The sequence below is a fragment of the Amycolatopsis sp. CA-128772 genome, from assembly GCF_002904295.1.
Classification (GTDB): domain Bacteria; phylum Actinomycetota; class Actinomycetes; order Mycobacteriales; family Pseudonocardiaceae; genus Amycolatopsis.
The window spans coordinates 174,357-193,020 of record NZ_PPHG01000018.1 but is presented as its reverse complement, the minus strand read 5'-3'; the positions used below and the strand labels follow the sequence as shown (position 1 = coordinate 193,020).

18 protein-coding genes and 1 riboswitch are annotated in these 18,664 nt (G+C 71.6%); of the genes, 10 read left to right on the top strand and 8 right to left on the bottom strand.

The window, feature by feature from the left end:
• Positions 1–37 precede the first annotated feature (37 nt).
• From C2L59_RS07745 to C2L59_RS07735, 3 genes are all read left to right on the top strand, one after another.
• Positions 38–1,003 carry a zinc-binding dehydrogenase gene (locus C2L59_RS07745; protein ID WP_103348811.1) on the top strand — a complete coding sequence of 322 codons (966 nt, stop codon included), beginning with the start codon at positions 38–40 and terminating at the stop codon, positions 1,001–1,003.
• A gap of 136 nt (positions 1,004–1,139) precedes the next feature.
• Entirely contained in the window at positions 1,140–2,180 is a 1,041-nt protein-coding gene (locus C2L59_RS07740; RefSeq protein WP_103348810.1) for an alpha/beta hydrolase, read from the top strand.
• 90 nt (positions 2,181–2,270) lie between these two features.
• Positions 2,271–3,710, top strand: coding sequence for an amino acid permease (locus C2L59_RS07735; protein WP_199198961.1), 1,440 nt, complete (start codon positions 2,271–2,273; stop codon positions 3,708–3,710).
• On the opposite strand, the gene C2L59_RS07730 is transcribed toward C2L59_RS07735, so the two are convergent.
• Genes C2L59_RS07730 through C2L59_RS07720 form a run of 3 tightly spaced genes read right to left on the bottom strand, consistent with a single transcriptional unit; the run spans position 3,707 to position 5,691 of the window.
• Positions 3,707–4,756 carry a nitronate monooxygenase family protein gene (locus tag C2L59_RS07730; RefSeq protein WP_103348808.1) on the bottom strand — a complete coding sequence of 350 codons (1,050 nt, stop codon included), beginning with the start codon at positions 4,754–4,756 and terminating at the stop codon, positions 3,707–3,709. The genes C2L59_RS07735 and C2L59_RS07730 overlap by 4 nt on opposite strands.
• Before the next feature lie 17 nt (positions 4,757–4,773).
• Entirely contained in the window at positions 4,774–5,130 is a 357-nt protein-coding gene (locus tag C2L59_RS07725) for a nuclear transport factor 2 family protein (protein ID WP_103348807.1), read from the bottom strand.
• Between the two features lie 51 nt (positions 5,131–5,181).
• The gene (locus tag C2L59_RS07720) at positions 5,182–5,691 is read right to left on the bottom strand and encodes a MarR family winged helix-turn-helix transcriptional regulator (RefSeq protein ID WP_103348806.1); all 510 of its coding nucleotides are present in this window, start codon (positions 5,689–5,691) and stop codon (positions 5,182–5,184) included.
• Between the two features lie 108 nt (positions 5,692–5,799).
• Between C2L59_RS07720 and C2L59_RS07715 the strand changes: the two genes are divergently transcribed.
• From C2L59_RS07715 to C2L59_RS07700, 4 genes are all read left to right on the top strand, one after another.
• Complete coding sequence (locus tag C2L59_RS07715) at positions 5,800–7,563, top strand: family 20 glycosylhydrolase (RefSeq protein ID WP_103348805.1); 1,764 nt, start codon at positions 5,800–5,802, stop codon at positions 7,561–7,563.
• 82 nt (positions 7,564–7,645) lie between these two features.
• Positions 7,646–8,860, top strand: coding sequence for a pentapeptide repeat-containing protein (locus C2L59_RS07710; RefSeq protein WP_103348804.1), 1,215 nt, complete (start codon positions 7,646–7,648; stop codon positions 8,858–8,860).
• A gap of 246 nt (positions 8,861–9,106) precedes the next feature.
• Positions 9,107–9,553, top strand: coding sequence for a pyridoxamine 5'-phosphate oxidase family protein (locus C2L59_RS07705; protein WP_103348803.1), 447 nt, complete (start codon positions 9,107–9,109; stop codon positions 9,551–9,553).
• 27 nt (positions 9,554–9,580) lie between these two features.
• Positions 9,581–10,159 carry a PH domain-containing protein gene (locus C2L59_RS07700; RefSeq protein ID WP_103348802.1) on the top strand — a complete coding sequence of 193 codons (579 nt, stop codon included), beginning with the start codon at positions 9,581–9,583 and terminating at the stop codon, positions 10,157–10,159.
• Positions 10,160–10,165: 6 nt separating this feature from the next.
• On the opposite strand, the gene C2L59_RS07695 is transcribed toward C2L59_RS07700, so the two are convergent.
• The gene (locus C2L59_RS07695; protein WP_103348801.1) at positions 10,166–10,732 is read right to left on the bottom strand and encodes a Uma2 family endonuclease; all 567 of its coding nucleotides are present in this window, start codon (positions 10,730–10,732) and stop codon (positions 10,166–10,168) included.
• Between the two features lie 132 nt (positions 10,733–10,864).
• A complete protein-coding gene (gene lepA, locus C2L59_RS07690) occupies positions 10,865–12,751 on the bottom strand; it encodes a translation elongation factor 4 (protein WP_103348800.1) in 1,887 nt (628 codons plus the stop codon).
• Between the two features lie 67 nt (positions 12,752–12,818).
• Here lepA and C2L59_RS07685 point away from each other — a divergent pair, with 67 nt between their 5' ends.
• On the top strand, positions 12,819–13,439 hold the full coding sequence (locus tag C2L59_RS07685) for a class I SAM-dependent methyltransferase (protein WP_103348799.1): 621 nt from the start codon (positions 12,819–12,821) through the stop codon (positions 13,437–13,439).
• On the opposite strand, the gene C2L59_RS07680 is transcribed toward C2L59_RS07685, so the two are convergent.
• Both C2L59_RS07680 and C2L59_RS07675 read right to left on the bottom strand, forming a co-directional pair.
• Positions 13,436–13,810, bottom strand: a complete 375-nt coding sequence (locus C2L59_RS07680) for a VOC family protein (RefSeq protein ID WP_103348798.1) — start codon at positions 13,808–13,810, stop codon at positions 13,436–13,438. The genes C2L59_RS07685 and C2L59_RS07680 overlap by 4 nt on opposite strands.
• Positions 13,811–13,833: 23 nt before the next feature.
• Positions 13,834–14,697, bottom strand: coding sequence for an EamA family transporter (locus C2L59_RS07675; protein ID WP_199198959.1), 864 nt, complete (start codon positions 14,695–14,697; stop codon positions 13,834–13,836).
• 332 nt (positions 14,698–15,029) lie between these two features.
• Between C2L59_RS07675 and rpsT the strand changes: the two genes are divergently transcribed.
• Positions 15,030–15,290 carry a 30S ribosomal protein S20 gene (gene rpsT / locus C2L59_RS07670; protein ID WP_091316168.1) on the top strand — a complete coding sequence of 87 codons (261 nt, stop codon included), beginning with the start codon at positions 15,030–15,032 and terminating at the stop codon, positions 15,288–15,290.
• Between the two features lie 245 nt (positions 15,291–15,535).
• Here rpsT and holA read toward each other — a convergent pair whose 3' ends face one another.
• Entirely contained in the window at positions 15,536–16,516 is a 981-nt protein-coding gene (gene holA / locus C2L59_RS07665) for a DNA polymerase III subunit delta (protein WP_103348796.1), read from the bottom strand.
• 147 nt (positions 16,517–16,663) lie between these two features.
• Positions 16,664–16,799: riboswitch (SAM riboswitch) on the top strand.
• A 13-nt stretch (positions 16,800–16,812) separates the two neighbouring features.
• On the opposite strand from holA, the gene thrC reads away from it, so the two are divergent.
• Positions 16,813–18,078 carry a threonine synthase gene (thrC, locus tag C2L59_RS07660; RefSeq protein ID WP_103348795.1) on the top strand — a complete coding sequence of 422 codons (1,266 nt, stop codon included), beginning with the start codon at positions 16,813–16,815 and terminating at the stop codon, positions 18,076–18,078.
• Positions 18,079–18,664: the final 586 nt, after the last annotated feature.

Sequence of the window (18,664 nt, the reverse complement as noted above, 5' to 3'; positions counted from 1 at the left end):
GCTGCCACCGCGCCCCAGGGGCGGTACGTTGCGAGGCATGTTCGCCGTGTACGCGCAGGAACCCAACGCCGACAGCCCGCTGGACTCGCTCGTCGTCGGCGAGCGCCCCGAACCCGAAGTGCCCGACGGCTGGGTCCGCGTGCACGTCAAGGCGGCCAGCCTCAACATGCACGACCTCTGGACGCTGCGCGGCGTCGGGATCAAGCCGGACCAGTTCCCGATGATCCTCGGCTGCGACGGCGCCGGCACCCTCGACGACGGCTCCGAGGTCGTCCTCCACTCGGTGATCAACGCACCGGGCTGGCAGGGCGACGACACGCTCGACCCGAAGCGCACGCTGCTCACCGAGAAGCACCAGGGCACCTTCGCCGACCAGGTCGTCGTGCCGGCCCGCAACGTCGTCCCGAAGCCGGCCGGCCTCAGCTTCGCCGAAGCCGCCACGATGGGCACGGCGTGGCTGACCGCGTACCGGATGCTGTTCGTGAAGTCCGGGCTGCGGCCGGGGCAGACGATGCTCGTGCAGGGCGCCTCCGGCGGCGTCTCGACGGCGCTGGTGCAGCTCGGCCGCGCGGCCGGGTTCCGGGTCTGGGTCACCGGCCGCAGCGAAGAGAAGCGCGCCCTCGCCACCAGCCTCGGTGCCCACCAGGCGTTCGAGTCGGGCGCCCGGCTGCCCGAGCGCGTCGACGCCGTGTTCGAAACCGTCGGCAAGGCGACCTGGTCGCATTCGGTCAAATCGCTCAAGCCGGGCGGCATCATCGTGGTCTCGGGCTCGACCAGCGGCCCGGACGCGCACGCGGAGCTGCAGCGCGTCTTCTTCCTCCAGCTGCGCGTCGCCGGCTCGACCATGGGTACCCGCGACGAGCTCGCGGACCTGCTCGCCTACCTCGACCTCACCGGCGTCCGGCCGCAGATCGGCGCGGAACTTTCGTTTTCCGAGGCGCCCAAGGGATTCCAGGCGATGCTCGACGGGGACACCGCCGGCAAGATCGTCTTCGCCCGCTAGACCGCCGTGAGCTGGGCGGATCATCGGACCCGCCCAGTCCCGGCATCTGGTGAATAACTGACGTCTTCAGTTCGAGACCTGGTCGTTAGCACCCAAATTCGACCAAAACCCCACCTCGGCCAGCTAATCTGTAGTCATGACCGCGACGAAGCGGCCCGCTCCGGCTGAGCCGGGCGGCCGGCCCAGTGAAGAGATCCCGATCCGGGTCTCCTTCCGGCGCTACGCCGGCGTCCGCACGCGGGTGCTCGAGGTCGGCGACCCCGAACCGGAGCAACCGCCCGCGCGCCGCTCGCTGCGCCGCCGGGCCGCGGCGCCGCACGTCCGGCCCACCGCACCGCGCCTGGTCCTGCTGCACGGCTACTGCGACAGCGCCGACACCTGGCGCCCCGCCCTGGAGCAGCTCGCGGCGGCCGGGATCCCGGCGGTCGCGGTCGACCTGCCCGGGTTCGGCGACGCCCAGCCGCTGCGGCCGGGCCCGATGCTGCCGCAGCTCGACGCGTTCACCACCGCCGTCGTCCGCGAGCAGGCCGTGCTCGGCTCGGTCGTGCTGGCCGGGAACTCTCTCGGTGGCACGATGAGCCTACGCGCGGCCCAGAACGGCCGGCTGCCGATCTCGGGTGTCGTCTCGATCGCCGCGCCCGGGTTCGTCGACTCGTGGCTGATCCGCACGGTCGCGCGCTACCCGCTGCCCCTGCGGCTGTACTCGTCCCTGCCCGTCCCGGTGCCGGGGTTCCTGGTGCGCAAGGTCGCCGAGCAGCTCGTCCCGCGGCTGCTGTACGCCGACTCGGGTGCGGCGGACGCGACCCAGGTGCAGCGCTTCACCGCGCTGTTCCCGGACTACCGCGCGACCAAGAGCCGCTTGGAGCAGGCCCGGCAGCTCGTCGCGGAACTCGCCGACGCCTATCGCCTCGACTCGGTGAAGGTGCCCCTGCTGGTCGTCGCGTGCGGCAAGGACAAGCTGGTCACCGCCGCGTCCGGGCGGCAGCTGCACACCCTGGTCCCGCACAGCAGGCTGCTGGTCCGCGAGGACTGGGGGCACTGCCCGCAGCTGGACGACCCGGTCGAGATCGCCGAGCTGCTCGGCTACTTCGCCGCGAGCGCGGTCCGGACCACGCAGGCCAAGCGGGCCGTGGCGACGGCGGCGGAAGCCGTGAGCGAAGACACCGCGGCGGGCTGAGCGGCTCACGCTGTCTTCACGCGCGGATGGCGGTAGGTTCCCGCGAGGGTCCGTGATCCGGGCTCTCCACCGACCGTTCGGGAGACGATGATGTCCGCTCCAGTGGGTGCCGGCTCCGGCATCTTCCGGCGCAAGCCGATCGACCAGATCCAGGACACGAGCGAAAACGGCGGCCTGCAACGCACCCTGGGGCTGTGGCAGCTGACCGCCATCGGCATCGGCGGCATCATCGGCGCCGGGATCTTCGCCCTCGCCGGCAGCGTCGCGCACGGCGATGACGCCGCGGGCATCCCGGGCGTCGGCCCGGCCGTGCTGATCTCGTTCCTCATCGCCGGCGTCGCGAGCGCCGCGGCGGCGTTCTCCTACGCGGAGTTCGCCGGCCTGATCCCGAAGGCCGGCTCGGCCTACACCTACGGCTACGCGGTGCTCGGCGAGGTCGTCGGCTGGTTCATCGGCTGGGACCTGCTGCTGGAGTACACCGCGATCGTCGCGGTGGTGGCGATCGGCATCTCCGGCTACTTCAGCTTCCTGCTCGGCCAGCTCGGCCTCGACCTGCCCGCGTGGATGCTCGGCGCGCCCGGCACCGGGCCGGGCCACAAGGTCGACCTGTTCGCCGCGCTGCTGTGCCTGCTGATCGCGTACCTGCTCAACCGCGGCATCCGCAGCGCCGCCCGGTTCGAGACGGCGATGGTCGGGATCAAGGTCCTGATCGTGCTGGTGGTCATCCTGGTCGGCTTCTTCTACGTCAAGACCGGCAACTACACGCCGTTCGCCCCCGCGGGCTTCGGCGGCGCGGTGACCGGCGCGGCGACGGTGTTCTTCGCCGTCTTCGGCTACGACGCGATGTCCACGGCGGCCGAGGAGTCCAAGGACGCGCAGCGGCACATGCCCAAGGCGATCCTGTACTCGCTGGCCATTTCGATGGTGCTGTACGTGCTGGCCTGCCTGGTGCTGACCGGCATGCAGAAGTACACCGAGATCGACCCGAAGAGCGGCTTCTCGACGGCGTTCAAGTCGGTCGGCCTCGACGGGCTGGCCACGGTGATCGCGATCGGCGCGATCGTCGGCATCCTGACCGTGCTGTTCACGTTCCTGATGGGCGCCACCCGCGTCGGCTACTCGATGAGCCGCGACGGCCTGCTCCCGCCGTGGTTCGGCAAGACGAACCCGAAGCGCCAGGTGCCGAGCCGGATGACCTGGATCCTCGGCGGCGCGGCCGCGGTCATCGCCGGCGTGCTGCCGATCGGCGAGGCCGCCGAGCTGACGAACATCGGCATCCTGCTCGCGTTCGTCGTCGTCTGCGTCGCGGTGATCGTGCTGCGCTACAAGCAGCCGGACCTGCCGCGGACGTTCAAGACGCCGGGCATGCCGGTGGTGCCCGCGATCGGGGTGGTGTTCTCGATCTGGCTGATCACGTTCCTGCAGCCGGCGACCTGGCTGCGGTTCGCGGTCTGGTTCGTGATCGGTTTGGTCATCTACTTCCTGTACAGCCGCCGGCACTCGGTGCTGAACCGCGGCTCGGACGCCTAGCGGATCCGGTCGAGGCGCGCGGCGGCTTCGCGCGCCTCGACCTTCAGCCGTTCGAGGATCACCGCGGCCGAGGCGTCGTAGGCCAGCGGGTAGGTCTGGCCCGCCCACAGCGAGATCGCTTCCGGGTCGCCCGCCTTCGCCGACGCCTTGCGCACCGGGCCGGCCAGGTGGTTGAGCTGCGGGTACGCCGCCGGAGCGCCTTCGGACAGCGCGTCCATGAACCTGTTGACCAGTCCGCGCGCCGGGCGGCCGCTGAAGGCGCGGGTGAACGCCGTCTCGCGTTCGGCGAGGGCGAGGGCCTTGCGGTGCGCCTCGGACGTCCCGGCTTCGTCCGCGCGCAGGAAGACGGTGCCCAGCTGGGCGGCGACGGCTCCGGCCGCGAGCACGGCGGCGACGTCGGCCCCGTGCACCAGCCCGCCGGCGGCGATCAGCGGCAGGTCGACGCGGGCGGCGGCGAGCCTCAGGAGCGCGAGGACGCCGTATTCCGCGCCGCCGCCGGGCCGGTGCGGGTCGTCGGTGAACAGGCTCCGGTGCCCGCCCGCTTCGAAGCCCTGCAGCACCAGCGCGTCGGCGCCGAGGTCCGCAGCCCGGTGCGCGGCCTCCGGGGTGGTCACGGTGATGACCACCTTCGCGCCGCTTTCCTTGAGCCGCAGCACTTCCGACGGCGACGGCGGCCCGAAGGTGAACGACACCACCGGCACCCGCTTCTCGAGCACGACGTCCAGCTTCGCCGGGTAGTTGTCGTCGTCCCACTTCGGTTCGCCGAGCTCGACATCGTACTCGCGGGCGAAGGCCGCCAGCCGCTCCCGGTGCGCGGAGACGTCAGCGCCGGTGTCCGGCTGCGGGACGAACAGGTTGACGCCGAACCCGCCGCCGGTCAGCTCCCGCGTCCGGTCGATCTGCGCCGCCAGCGCCGCGGGGGTGAGCATGCCGGCCGAGAGGAAGCCGAAGCCGCCGGCTTCGGTCACCGCGGCGACCAGTTCGGGCGTGGTGGGCCCGCCCGCCATCGGCGCGGCGATGACCGGGAACGTCAGCTCGTCGAACATGCCGCCGAGCGTAGTCCTCAGCCGGGCAGCAGCATCGTGTACAGCTTCTTGATCACACCGGCTTCCACGAGGGCGATGTCGATCCCCCGCACGACCGGCGGCGCCCCCTCCGGGCCGAACTGCCAGGCGAGGTGCCCCAGGTCGTGGTTGACCAGCACCGGGCCCGCGGGCGCGAAGACGAAGTCCGGCGCCTGCGCCAGCAGCTGCCGCGCCTTGGCGGACAGCTCTTCGTGGCCGGTCGCGACGCCTTCCGGATCGGAGAACGTGACGTCGGCGGCGTAGGTCGCCGCGATGGCCTTCGCGCGCCGCTCGTCGTCGCGCTCGTTGAACACCTTGAGCAGATTGGCTTCCATCAGCTCGGCCACCGTCGCCATGCGCGTCCTCCTCGGGTCCGGAGCCATATTACGTGACATGTCACGTAACTGTCAGGGGTGGCCTTCCGGCCGGGGCAGGCTGCCGCGCTCGACGAGCGTGTCGTAGACGCGTTCCAGCAGCGTCGTCAGCTGCGCCTGCCCGTCGGACCCGAGGGCGTCCAGGAACGCTTCGCGCACGAAGCCGACGTGGTCCGGCGCGGCCTGCCGCAACGTCTCCCAGCCCGCCTCCGACAGCACGACCTCGGTCACGCGGCGGTCGCCGGCGGCGGTTCCGGTCTCGACCAGCCCGCGGTCGCGCATCCGCTTCAGGTGGTGCGACAGCCGGCTGCGCTCCCAGCCGATGCGGACCGCGAGGTCGGTGACCCGCATCCGTCCGCCGGGCTCGCTCGTCAGCGCGACCAGCACGTGGTAGTCGGCGAGCGAGATCCCGCTGTCGGCCCGCAGCTGCCGGTTCAGCTCGTACTCCAGCCGGAGGTGCACCTTCATGTAGGCGTACCAGGCGGCCGTCTCGGCGCTCGAAAGCAGCGCGAACGGCGACCCCGGCACGAAGTCCCGCGTCACGGCGCGAGCTTAACCACCCAAACTGGTCTAGACCATCGGCGCCGGAAGTGCGACGATCCGGGCAGGTGCGACGGCGAGGTCGCGCCCTTCCCGCCAGGAGGTCCCCCGGTGAAGACGTCCAGGACGCGGCGCCTCGGCCGCGCGCTCGCCGTACTGGCCCTGATCGGCGCCAGTATCCAGCTCACGCCGGCGTCGGCGGCCACGCCCGCCCTGCAGTCGATCGTGCCGGTGCCGGTCTCGGTGACCCCGGCCGCCGGCGTCACGTTCCCGCTGGTCTCGACCACGAAGATCGTCACCGAAGCCGGTTCGGCGCCGGCCAAGCAGGTCGGCGACTACCTGGCCGGGGTGCTGCGGCCGTCGACCGGCTTCGCGCTGCCGGTGTCCGACGCGCCCGCGACCGTGCCGTCGGACAGCATCGCGCTGCTGCTCAGCGGGGCACCGGCGTCCGTCGGCGCGCAGGGCTACCAGCTCGTGTCGACGGCGTCCTCGGTCACCGTACGGGCGACCACCGGCGACGGGCTCTTCGCGGGCGTCCAAACGCTGCGGCAGCTGCTGCCCGGGAGCGTCGAGAGCACTTCGGCGCAACCAGGGCCATGGAGCATCCCCGGCGCGACGATCGTCGACTACCCGCGGTTCGGCTACCGCGGCGCGATGCTCGACGTCGCCCGGCACTTCCACCCGGTTTCGACGGTCAAGCGGTACCTCGACCAGCTCGCCCAGTACAAGATCAACAACCTGCACCTGCACCTGGCGGACGACCAGGGCTGGCGCATCCAGATCGACAGCTGGCCGCGGCTGACGACCTACGGCGGCAGCACCCAGGTCGGCGGCGGCGCGGGCGGCTACTACACGAAGGCGCAGTACACGGACATCGTGAACTACGCGGCGTCGCGCCACATCACGATCATCCCGGAGGTCGAGATGCCGGGGCACGTAAACGCGGCCCTGGCGTCGTACGCGGAGCTGAACTGCAATGGGGTGGCGCCTTCGTTGCGGACCGACACCGCGGTCGGCTACAGCTCGCTGTGCATCTCGAAGGACATCACGTACACGTTCGTCGCGGACGTCCTGCGCGAGCTGGCGGCCCTGACCCCGGGCCCGTACCTGCACATCGGCGGCGACGAGGCGTCGTCCACTTCGGCGGCGGACTACCTGACGTTCATCGACAAGGTGCTGCCCCTGGTCGCGGCGACGGGCAAGTCGGCGGTGGGCTGGCACGACATCGCCAAGGCGACCCTGCCGGCGTCGGCCACCCCGCAGTTCTGGGGCACGACGACGTCGGACTCGGGTGTCTCGGCGGCGGTTTCCCGCGGCAGCAAGGTGATCCTGTCGCCGGCGAACAAGGCGTACCTGGACATGAAGTACACCAGCTCGACCCCGATCGGCCTGTCGTGGGCGGGCTACGTCGAGGTCCAGGACGCCTACAACTGGAACCCGGGTTCGTACCTGTCGGGCGTCGGCGAATCGGCGGTCCGCGGGGTGGAGTCGCCATTGTGGAGCGAAACGGTGGTGACCCCGGCGGACATCGACTACCTGGCGTTCCCGCGGCTGGCGGCGCACGCGGAGCTGGGCTGGTCACCGTGGTCGGCGCACGACTGGACGGCGTTCCGCACGCGCCTGGGCGCACAGGCACCGCGGTGGGTGGCCCAGGGCGTGAACTTCTACCGCTCGTCCCAGGTGGCGTGGGACACCGGCGGGACGACCAACCCGGGCACGTGCGCGGACCCGGCGTGGAGCGCTTCGCAGGTGTACACGGGCGGGAACGTCGTGTCCCACAACGGCCACAAGTGGACGGCGAAGTGGTGGACGCAGGGTGAGGAGCCGGGAACGACGGGCCAATGGGGAGTCTGGACCGACAACGGCACCTGCTGAGCGGGAGGTGCCGGGCCCGCGGCGCGGCGGGCCCGGCACGCACCCGGTTCCGGGCCGGCCTCGCGCGTGGCACAGTCGACGGGTGAGCCCACCGCCCGGTCTTCCCCCGGAGCACCCCGAGCGCCTCGGCAAGGTGCTCACCACCCGGGCCATCGTGCTCGCCGGGCTGCTCGTCGTCGTGGTCGCGATCGGCACGCTTTCGCTGCTGCTGGCGCTGTTCGGGGCGGGCACGCCGGCGGATCAGGCGCAGCTGGACGTCTTCCGCGCCACCGGGAACGTGGTCCTCGGCGCGGGCGGAGCCGTCGCGCTGGTGCTGGCCGCGCGCCGGCAGCGCCTGGGCGAGCTCGAACTACGCCGGAAGGAGCAGGAGCTCGCCCAGCGGGAAGACGCCCAGCGGCACGTCGAGCAGGTGGCCTCGGACACCGCGGCGCACCAGCGGCAGCTGGCCGAGGACGCCCGGACCGACGCGGCGGAACGGCGCATCACCGAGCTCTACACCAAGGCGGCGGACCAGCTGGGATCCGAGAAGACGCCGATCCGCTTGGCCGGCCTCTACGCCTTGGAGCGGCTGGCCCAGAACACACCGGACCAGCGGCAGACGATCGTCAACCTCCTGTGCGCCTACCTGCGGCTGCCGTATGCGCTGCCCACCGGACCGGAGCTGCCGCACTGGTCGTCGCCGCGAGCGGGCGAGCCCAGCCAGGACCCGCCGCCGTCCGGCCCCGGCAGTCACGCGAGCGAACGGGAACTCGAGGTCCGCAAAACGGCCCAGCGCATCCTCTCCGACCACCTCTACCCCGGCGACGCACCCGGGGAGACGCGGCTGGAGTTCTGGCCCGGCATCACCCTCACCCTGACGGGTGCCGTCCTGTGCGACTTCGACTTCCGGGGGTGCCGGGTCGGCAACGTCCGGTTCGGCAGAGCGCGGTTCGCCGGCTGGACCCGCTTCGAGGACGTCGAATTCACCGGGTACGCCATCTTCGGCGGCAGCACGTTCGACAGGTCCGCGAACTTCGTCCGGGCCCGGTTCCACGGCCGGGCGCTGTTCCGCGGGACGACCTTCCGCAGCAACGCGATGTTCGACGAAGCCGTGTTTTCCGGCGAGGCGTTGTTCGGCGGCGCGCGCTCGATCGACGGCGTACCCCACCCGGACGGCGCCGTGTTCAGCGGCACCGTCTCCTTCGCCGCGGCGACCTTCGAGCGGGACGTCGTCCTCGAGCACGCCCGGGTGGCGGACGACACCGCCGGCCACGTCTGGCCGCCCGGCGGCCGGGCGGCCCGGGCGGATCGGCCTTGACCGGCGGCACGTCCCCGGGTTCGACGGGCTCACCGAATCCGAAGCGCGGGCCACCTGGGCCGGGGCGCGGGCGCTGCGGGCCGAACTCGCGCCCGGGTCCGGGCACTCCGGCCAAGGCGAGGTGGCTGGAAGTCGACGGGCCGGGCGCCCCGCGCGGCGACGTCGCCGCTCTGTGCGGACGGTCAGCGGCACACTTCGCGCGGTGAATTCTCGCCGTGCGGGCCGTCCGGCGGGTTAGGTTGGGGCATGAGTGTTGATCTGGAGCAGGTTCGCACGCTGTCCCTGCAGGAGAACGGCCTCGCCACCGTCGCCACGACCCGCGCCGACGGCACCGTGCACGCCTCCGTCGTCAATGCCGGTGTCTTCGGCGATCCGGTGACCGGCGCCCCCGGCATCGCTTACGTCGCCGTGGGGCGGGCGCACAAGCTCGCGCTGCTGCGCCGGGCCGGGCACGCCACCGTGACCTTCCGCCGGGGCTGGAACTGGGTCTCCGTCACCGGTGCCACCCACCTCGTCGGGCCCGACGATCCCGACCCCGCCTTCGACCCCGCCGGCCTGCCGCAGCTGCTGCGGGACGTCTTTGTCGCCGCCACCGGCACCCACGACGACTGGGCCGAGTACGACCGCGTGATGGCCGAAGAGCGGCGGGTCGCGGTCTTCGTGCGGGCGGACCGGATAATCGGCAACCCCTGACCCGCCCGGCCCCCAGGAGTCGTCCCGTTGTCCGAGTCCCCCCTTCGCGTCAGCACGCCGGTCAAGATCCTGCTCGGCGTGCTCCTCCTCGCCGACGCCGGCTTCGGCGCGGCCCTCGCGCTCGGGCTGCTGCGCGGGCTGTCGCCGTGGCTGATCGGCGGCGCCTACGCGGCGACCGTGCTCATCGCGGTGCTGGCCTACCGGGCCTCTCGCGCCCGCGAGCTCAAGCGCGGCTTCGACGGCCTGCGCGACCTCACGGTCAGCGACGAAGGCATCCGCCTCCCCGCCGGCACGCTCAGCACCCGGCTGGTCCCGTGGGCCCAGATCGCCGACATCTCCACCCGGCGATCGGCCCGGTTCGGCGACGGCCACCTGCGCGACGCCCTCTGGCTCGACCTGGTCACCGGAGGTGGCGTCGAGAGCTCGGTCCAGCGGTACGCACCCCGCGGCCGGCTCGCTCCGGCACCTCCCGAGCGAAGGCAGTTCGAGCAGACGGCGATCCTCGACCCGGCCCTGTTCGACGCGGTGGTCGAGCGGCTCCGCAAGGAACTCCGGCACCGGCAGCTGCACGCCCAGCTCCGCACCCCCCGCCTCCGGGAGTACTGACGCGCGTCAGCCGACCCGGCCCAGCAGCTCCCGGGGCACGTTTCGCACCGGGAACGGCCGCTCGAGCTCGGCCACCTCATCGCCCGCCGCCTTGGCCACCTGCGGGTAGTGGCCTCCCGCGTCCAGCTCGAACACGGTCAGTGCGGGCTCCTCATCGATCACCCAGTAGCTGCCAGTCCCCAGCCGTTCGTGGACCGCTTTCTTCGTGTTGAGGTCGTGGATCGCCGTGCTCGGCGACAGCACCTCGACTGCCAGCACCGGCGGCGCCGGGAGATCCTTGTCCGTGAAGTCCTCGTCCAAGCCGACCAGGACGTCCGGCTGGAGCTCGACCTTGTCACCCGAGTGCACCGCGAACGGCGCGCCGACGACCTCGAAGTCAGGCCGGCACGCAGCTTCCAGTACGCCATGAAGCCGGTAAGCGATCTTCTGGTGTCTTCCACCGGGCGCGGGGCTCACGATGAGCACCCCGTCGATGAGTTCGCAACGCCGTCCATCGTCGGGCATCCGCTCGAGGTCCTGCACCGTCAGGGGGCCCGAACCGGCGGGATGCTCGATGTCAGCCACGACCGTCATGGTGCTCTCCTTTCGCTCTTCGCACCAGAGAAAACCAGAGAGCACCGACAGAAACCACATCGAACACGAGTTCGGCGCCCATATCCACGCGGAAGCGTGAATATGGGCGCCGGTGTCACATCAACGGAACAGTTACTTCTTCTTCCCGCCGTCCTCAGTGGACAGTGCGGCGACGAAGGCTTCCTGCGGGACCTCGACCCGGCCGACGGTCTTCATCCGCTTCTTGCCTTCCTTCTGCTTCTCCAGCAGCTTCCGCTTCCGCGAGATGTCACCGCCGTAGCACTTCGCGAGGACGTCCTTGCGGATCGCGCGGATCGTTTCGCGGGCGATGATCCGCGAGCCGACCGCCGCCTGGATCGGGACCTCGAACTGCTGGCGCGGGATCAGCTCGCGCAGCCGCGTCGCCATCCGGTTGCCGTAGCCGTAGGCCGCGTCCTTGTGCACGATCGCCGAGAACGCGTCGACGGTTTCCCCCTGCAGCAGGATATCCACCTTGACCAGATCCGAAATCTGCTCGCCGGCTTCTTCGTAATCGAGAGACGCGTAGCCGCGCGTACGCGACTTCAGCGTGTCAAAGAAGTCGAAGATGATTTCCGCGAGCGGGATGTTGTAGCGCAGCTCGACGCGGTCCTCGGACAGGTAGTCCATGCCCAGCAGCGTGCCGCGCTTCGTCTGGCACAGCTCCATGATCGTGCCGACGAACTCCGACGGCGCGAGGATGCTCACCTTCGACACCGGTTCGTGCACCTCGGCGATCTTCAGCCCGGTCGGCCAGTCCGACGGGTTGGTCACGACCACCTCGCTGCGGTCCTCCAGCACCACGCGGTAGATGACGTTCGGCGCCGTCGAAATCAGGTCGAGGCCGAACTCGCGCTCGAGCCGGTCGCGGGTGATCTCCAGGTGCAGCAGGCCCAGGAACCCGCAGCGGAAGCCGAAGCCCAGCGCCACCGACGTCTCCGGCTCGTAGGCGAGCGCCGCGTCGTTCAGCTGGAGCTTGTCCAGGGCCTCGCGCAGCTCGGGGTAGTCGGAGCCGTCCACCGGGTACAGTCCCGAATAGACCATCGGCTTCGGCTCGCGGTAGCCGGCCAGCGGCTCCTTCGCGCCGCGGCGCTCCGATGTCACGGTGTCGCCGACCTTCGATTGGCGGACGTCCTTCACGCCGGTGATCAGGTAGCCGACCTCGCCGACGCCGAGGCCCTTGCTCGCCTTCGGCTCGGGCGAGATGATGCCGACTTCCAGCAGCTCGTGGGTGGCGCCGGTGGACATCATCTTGATGCGCTCGCGCGGGGTGATCTTGCCGTCGACGACGCGGATGTAGGTGACGACGCCGCGGTAGGTGTCGTACACCGAGTCGAAGATCATCGCCCGGGCGGGCGCGTCGGCGTCGCCCTGCGGCGCCGGGACCTGCTTGACGACCTCGTCGAGCAGCGCGCCGACGCCCATGCCGGTCTTGGCCGAGACCCGCAGCACGTCGTCCGGCTCGCAGCCGATGATGTGGGCCAGCTCACCCGCGTACTTGTCGGGGTCGGCCGAGGGCAGGTCGATCTTGTTGAGCACCGGGATGATCTGGAGGTTGTTCTCCAGGGCGAGGTACAGGTTGGCCAGCGTCTGGGCCTCGATCCCCTGCGCGGCGTCGACCAGCAGGACGGCGCCTTCGCACGCCTCCAGGGCCCGGGAGACCTCGTAGGTGAAGTCGACGTGGCCGGGGGTGTCGATCATGTGCAGGACGTGGTCCTGCCCGTCGACCTTCCAGGGCAGCCGGACGTTCTGCGCCTTGATGGTGATCCCGCGCTCGCGCTCGATGTCCATCCGGTCGAGGTACTGGGCCCGCATGGCGCGCTCTTCGACGACGCCGGTGAGCTGCAGCATGCGGTCGGCCAGGGTCGACTTGCCGTGGTCGATGTGCGCGATGATGCAGAAGTTCCGGATGAGCTCCGGAGGCGTGAAGGTGGTGTCGGCGAACGTCGTCACTCGAATGAGTCCTCGGAAAGTCGGGGATGGCCACCTCCATGTTCCCATGACCCTCCGGGTGCGGGTGGGGGTCATCCCCGATGCGGGCCGATCCGAGAAGTGGTGCCCTCGAAGTATGAGCACTTCGCACCAGCCGGCCCCGCCTCCCCAGCCGGATCCAGGCGGCTTCGACCGCGTCCTCGACCGGGCCTTCGGTCACCCGTCCGGCACGCTCGGCCGCCTCGGCGGCTGGGTGATGGCGAGGGGCAACGCCGCCACCGAACACCGCATCGTCGACCTGGCGAAGATCGAGCCGCACGAGACCGTCCTGGTCGTCGGGCCCGGCCCCGGCGTCGGCCTGGCCGCCGCCGCGCGGCTGGCCGGGCGCACCATCGGCGTCGACCCCTCCCCCGAGATGCTCGGGCTCTGCCACGAGCGCTGCGGGGACCGCGCCGAGCTGCGCGAAGGGTCGGCCGCGCACACCGGCGAGCCGGACGCGTCCGCCGACGTCGTGCTGAGCGTGAACAACGTCATGCTCTGGGACGACCGCGCGGCCGCGTTCGCCGAGCTGTTCCGGGTGCTGCGCCCCGGCGGGCGGCTGCTGCTGTCCGCGCACGAGAAGTGGCTGCCCGTGAGCAGGCACGTCCTGGCCGACGAAGCGGCCGCGGCGGGCTTCACGGACCTGCAGACGTGGACCTGGGAGCCGCCGGGCTTCGCCGCGCTCGCGGCGCAGTTGCGCGCGAGCAAGCCCGCCTAGCGGGTGTCCGTGCGGATCGGGTGGCCTTCCGGCACCTCGACCAGCACGATCCGCGTGCCGTCCGGGTCGGCGATCCAGGCCTCGTCGAGACCCCAGGGCTCGCGCTGGGCGTCCCGCACCGGTTCCAGGCCCCGGGCCTTCAGGTCCGCGAGGGTGCCGGCCAGGTCCCGGACCTGCAGCCAGAGCACCAGGTCGGGCGAGGCGCCCGTCTCGCCCCGGCCGGAGACCTCGAGGGAGCCGTGGCCGAGGAAGAAGACGGTGCCGCCCGGGAACTCCCGCTCCACGGCCAGCCCGAGGGTGTCGCGGTAGAACGCCGTGGACACGGCGGCGTCCCGCGGGCGGATCAGCACCCGGCTCTTCAGGATCTCCATCCGACCATCCCTACCGGACGGGCTCAGGCGGCCGCAATCGCGGCGATGCCGGACAGCACGATCACCGCCCCGGCCAGCCGCCGCCCGGCGTCGCGTTCGCCCAGCACCAGCCACGCGGCGAGGCTGCCGAGCACGATGCTCAGCTCCCGGGCCGGGGCGACCAGGCTGACCGGCGCCATGGTGAGGGCGAACAGCACGAGGACGTAGGCGACCGGCGACAGCACCGCGACGACGAGCACCTCACGCCGCTGCTCCCGCCAGATCCGCGCGACTTCGCCCCGATCGGCCAGCGCACCGGGCACGAGCAGGACGCTCTGCAGCACCGAGCCGAGGCCGAAGTAGACGACCGGCGGCACGCCGAGGCCGGTCACCGAGTGCGCGTCCCAGAGCGTGTAGCCGGCGATGACGGCCCCGGTCAGCAGGCCGTACCGGATTCCCGCGTGCACCGCCCGGGGGTCGTCCGCCCGCCGGCCGGTGCTGATCACCAGCACCCCGGCGATGACCAGGAAGGCGCCGACCAGTCCCAGCGGGCCGGGGCGTTCCCCGAGCACCAGCACGGCGGCCAGCACCGACAGCAGCGGCCCGGTACCGCGCGCGACGGGGTAGACGACGGAGAGGTCCCCGACGCGGTACCCGCGCTGCAGCACGACACCGTAGGCGACGTGCAGGACGGCCGTCACCCCGGCGGCGAGCAGCCAGCTCCACTGTGGACGGTCCTGTTCGACGACGAGCAGCACGACGGTAATGGGAAGCAGCAGGACGGCGCCGACGGTGTAGTAGAGCCAGACGAACTGCGTACCCCCGGACGAGATCCGCTTGGCGGCGAGGTTCCAGCCGGCGTGCACGACGGCGGCGACGAGGACGAGGGACAAGGCGGTGACGTTCACGGGACCCCTCCGGCGGGTTCTCGCGCGCGCGAGAACCGGGTCCTCCAGGCTTTTGCCCCGTCAGATGAACGGCAGGGCCGTCCGGGCCCGCCGATGGTGCCGCTCGGACCAGCCTCGCCGGCCCTGGTTGTGTGGTTCGGGCTGCTCGGACCGGCGACGGAACCCTAGGCACTGCCGTCACCCACGGTACTCCCGGCGCCGGACGCCGGTGGCCGGGCTGTTAGAGTGGCCGTTCGCTGCCCGTGCGGCATTCCGTCATGGAGGAAACCTGCGTTTTCGCAGGGCCACTTCAGCGCGGCGGCGATCTCACCGAGTGAAACAGGAGTTGCCCTATGGCCAACATCAAGTCGCAGATCAAGCGCATCACGACGAACGAGAAGGCGCGTCAGCGCAACCAGGCGATCCGGTCCTCGGTGAAGACCGCGATCCGCAAGGTCCGCGAAGCCGCCGAGGCCGGCGACAAGGCCAAGGCCGCCGAGCTGCAGCGCGACGCCGCCCAGAAGCTGGACAAGGCCGTCTCGAAGGGCGTCATCCACGCCAACCAGGCCGCCAACAAGAAGTCGGCGCTGGCGAAGCGCGTCAACGCGCTCTGAGCTGGTTGATTTCTGGGAAGGCCCCGGCTCCGGCCGGGGCCTTCTTCATGCCCGGGAGCGCTTTGCCGGCGAGTTCGAGGACCGCCGGGCGCGCTACTTTCCCCGGCAGCCCGCCTCGCGGAGCGCAGCGGCGAAGCTCGTAGTGGCGTGCGCGGGCCGCGGTCAGCCAGCCGCGATCATTCGTCCCGGCCGCCCTCGCCAGCGGCGATCATTGATCACCTTCCGCCGCTACCGGCCGGCGGCGGTCAGCGGTCGCCCTTGGCTGCGGCTACCTCGAGGACCGCTCGCTCCAGTGCGTAGCCCGGGTCCGCCGCCACGCCCTTGACCTCGGCGTTCAGCCGCGCGACCACGCGCATCGCCGCGGCCAGGCCGTCGGGGTTCCAGCCGCGGACCTGGCCCTGCGCCTTGCGGATCTTCCACGGCGGCATCCCCAGCTCGCCCGCCAGCTGGTTCGGGTTGCCCCGGCCGGCGCCGGCGACCCGGGCGATCGTGCGGACCGCGTCGGCCAGCGCGTCGGCGACCAGCACGTGCGGGACCCCCAGCTGCATCGCCCAGCGCAGCGACTCCAGCGCCGCCGCGCGGTCGCCGCTCACCGCCCTCTCCGCGACCGCGAAGCCCGTCACGTCGGCGCGGCCGCGGTGGTAGCGCCGCACGGCCTCGGCGTCGACGGTGCCGCCCGTGTCCGCGACCAGCTGCGTCGCCGCGGAGGAGAGTTCCCGCAGGTCGGAGCCGACGGCGTCGATCAGCGCGGCGACCCCGGCCGGGTCGATCTTGCCGCCCACCCGGCGCACCTCGTGGCGCACGAACTGCTCACGCTCGGCCGGCTTGGTCAGCTTCGGGCACTCCGTGATCTCGGCGCCGGCCTTCTTCAGCGTGGCCGGGAGCGACTTGCCCGCCTTGCTGCGCCCGCCGCCGGTGTGCACGACGACGAGCACGACCCCGTCCGCCGGGTCCTTCAGGTACGCCGCCACGGCGTCGGCCAGCTCCTGCGAGATGTCCTGCGCCGACTCCAGGACGATCACCCGCCCCTCGCTGAACAGCGAGGGGCTGACCAGTTCGGCGAGCTCAGGGGCTGTGAGATCGGACACCCGGACCCGGCTCAGCTCCGCCGTCGCGTCCGTCGCGCGGGCGGCCTCGAGCGTCTCGCGGACGGCCCGCTCGATCAGCAGTTCTTCCTCGCCCAGCACCAGGTGCAACGGGGCCGGGGCGGTGGCTTGCGCGGTCACCCCGGAATCTTCTCACTTGCGCTGTCGTGCCCCCGCTCCGGTGATGTCGACCGGCCACCGTGGCACGGCCGGCGCGCGATGTCGTACGGTGTAGCCGAGGCAGCCCGCCCCGGAAGATCCGGTGTGCGCGCTCCGACAATCGAATACCGCTCATCCAGAGGGGCAGAGGGAACGGCCCGACGAAGCCCCGGCAACCGGCGTACAGCCTGTCATCCCGCGATCGCGGGGTAGCTGACGACCACGGTGCCAATTCCGGCCCGCTTCCCGGCGGGGCAGATGAGGAAAGGAACCTCGCGATGACCGCAACCCTCGGCACGACCTCCACCACGAAGACCCCGGATCTCGGTCCCGCCGTCGAACTGGTGTCGAAGGAAGAGGGCCACCGGCAGCCGCTCGCCCCGGAGTTCGTTTCCGCCGAAGACTTCTCACCGCTCGAGGTCGCCTACGACTTCGGCCGCGTCCGCCGCGAGGACATCGAGGCGGGCCCGAAGAACATCTGGCGTTACAAGAAGCTCCTCCCGGTTCCGTCCAACGTCGAAGAGATCCCGAACACCGAGCCGGGCGCGACGCGGCTGGTCCGCGCCGACCGCCTCGCCAAGGAACTCGGCCTCAAGCGCGTGTGGGTCAAGGACGACACCGGAAACCCGACGCACTCGTTCAAGGACCGCGTCGTCGCCGTCGCCCTGGCCGCGGCCCGCGAGTTCGGGTTCGAGGTGCTCGCGTGTCCGTCGACCGGCAACCTGGCCAACGCGACGGCCGCCGCCGCGGCCCGCGCGGGCTGGCGGTCGGTCGTGCTGATCCCCAAGACCCTCGAGCGCGCCAAGATCCTCACCACCGCGGTGTACGACGGCGACCTCCTCGCCATCGACGGCAACTACGACGACGTCAACCGCCTCGCCACCGAGCTGGCGGGCGAGCACCCGAAGTGGGCGTTCGTCAACGTGAACGTCCGGCCGTACTACTCGGAGGGTTCGAAGACGCTGGCCTTCGAGGTCGCCGAGCAGCTCGGCTGGCGCATCCCGCCGCAGATCGTCGTCCCGATCGCCTCCGGTTCGCAGCTGACCAAGGTGGACAAGGGTTTCCGCGAGCTGGGCCAGCTCGGCCTGGTGGAAGCCAGCCCGTACAAGGTGTTCGGCGCGCAGGCCACGGGCTGCTCCCCGGTGTCGGCGGCCTTCCGCGAGGGCCACGACGTGGTCCAGCCGGTGAAGCCGGACACGATCGCCCGTTCGCTGGCGATCGGCAACCCGGCCGACGGCCCGTACGTGCTGGACATCGTCAACCGCACCGGCGGCGCGATCGAGGACGTCTCCGACGAAGAGGTCGTCGAGGGCATCCGCCTGCTGGCCCGCACGGAGGGCATCTTCACCGAGACGGCGGGTGGCGTCACGGTCGCCACGGCGAAGAAGCTGGTCGAGACGGGCAAGCTGGACCCGGACGCGGAGACGGTCCTCCTCATCACCGGCGACGGCCTCAAGACCCTGGACGCGATCGAGAACCACGTCGGCCCGAAGGCGACTCTGCCGCCGTCGGCCGCCGCGGTGAACAAGGCGCTCGGCTACTGAGCTGCCGCACCGGGGCGGGCATGCGTTGCTCGCCCCGGTGTGGTCGGCGGTTGGGCGCCAAGGTGGCGGGTCCGGTGAGGTGAGCCGCCCGATGCGTGAGCCCGGCCGGTGAGTGATTCGCTTGTGCCGCTGGCCGGCCCGGGGCAGGTTCGCCCAGCAGGAAACCTGCGCCGGCTCAGGGGCGCTGGACTGGGGGCGATCGGCCGACGCACTGGCCCGATGCAAGCCGGGCTCGCGCCCGGGCAACTCGCCACCGAAAGGCTCAGCGGCTCCGCGAGCCTCAGTTCGGGGCGCGGTGTGCCACGGGGCTCGCCGCCGCGGCAGCTCACCGCCGCCGGGCTCGGCCGGTGCGGCCGAGCCCGCGCTCAGGGGGCGGTCCGGTGGGCTCGCCGACATGAGTCAGCCCTGCCGGCGAATGAGCGAACCAGCGCGCAGCAGGTGTCCGCTCAGAGGCAGGGCGGCCCACGGGGCTCACCGCGGCAGCTCACCGCCAACGGGCTCGGCGGGTGCGGCCGAGCTCGGCGCTCAGAGGCGGGGCGGCCGCGCGGCTCACCACGGCAGCTCACCGCCGACGGACTCGGCGGAT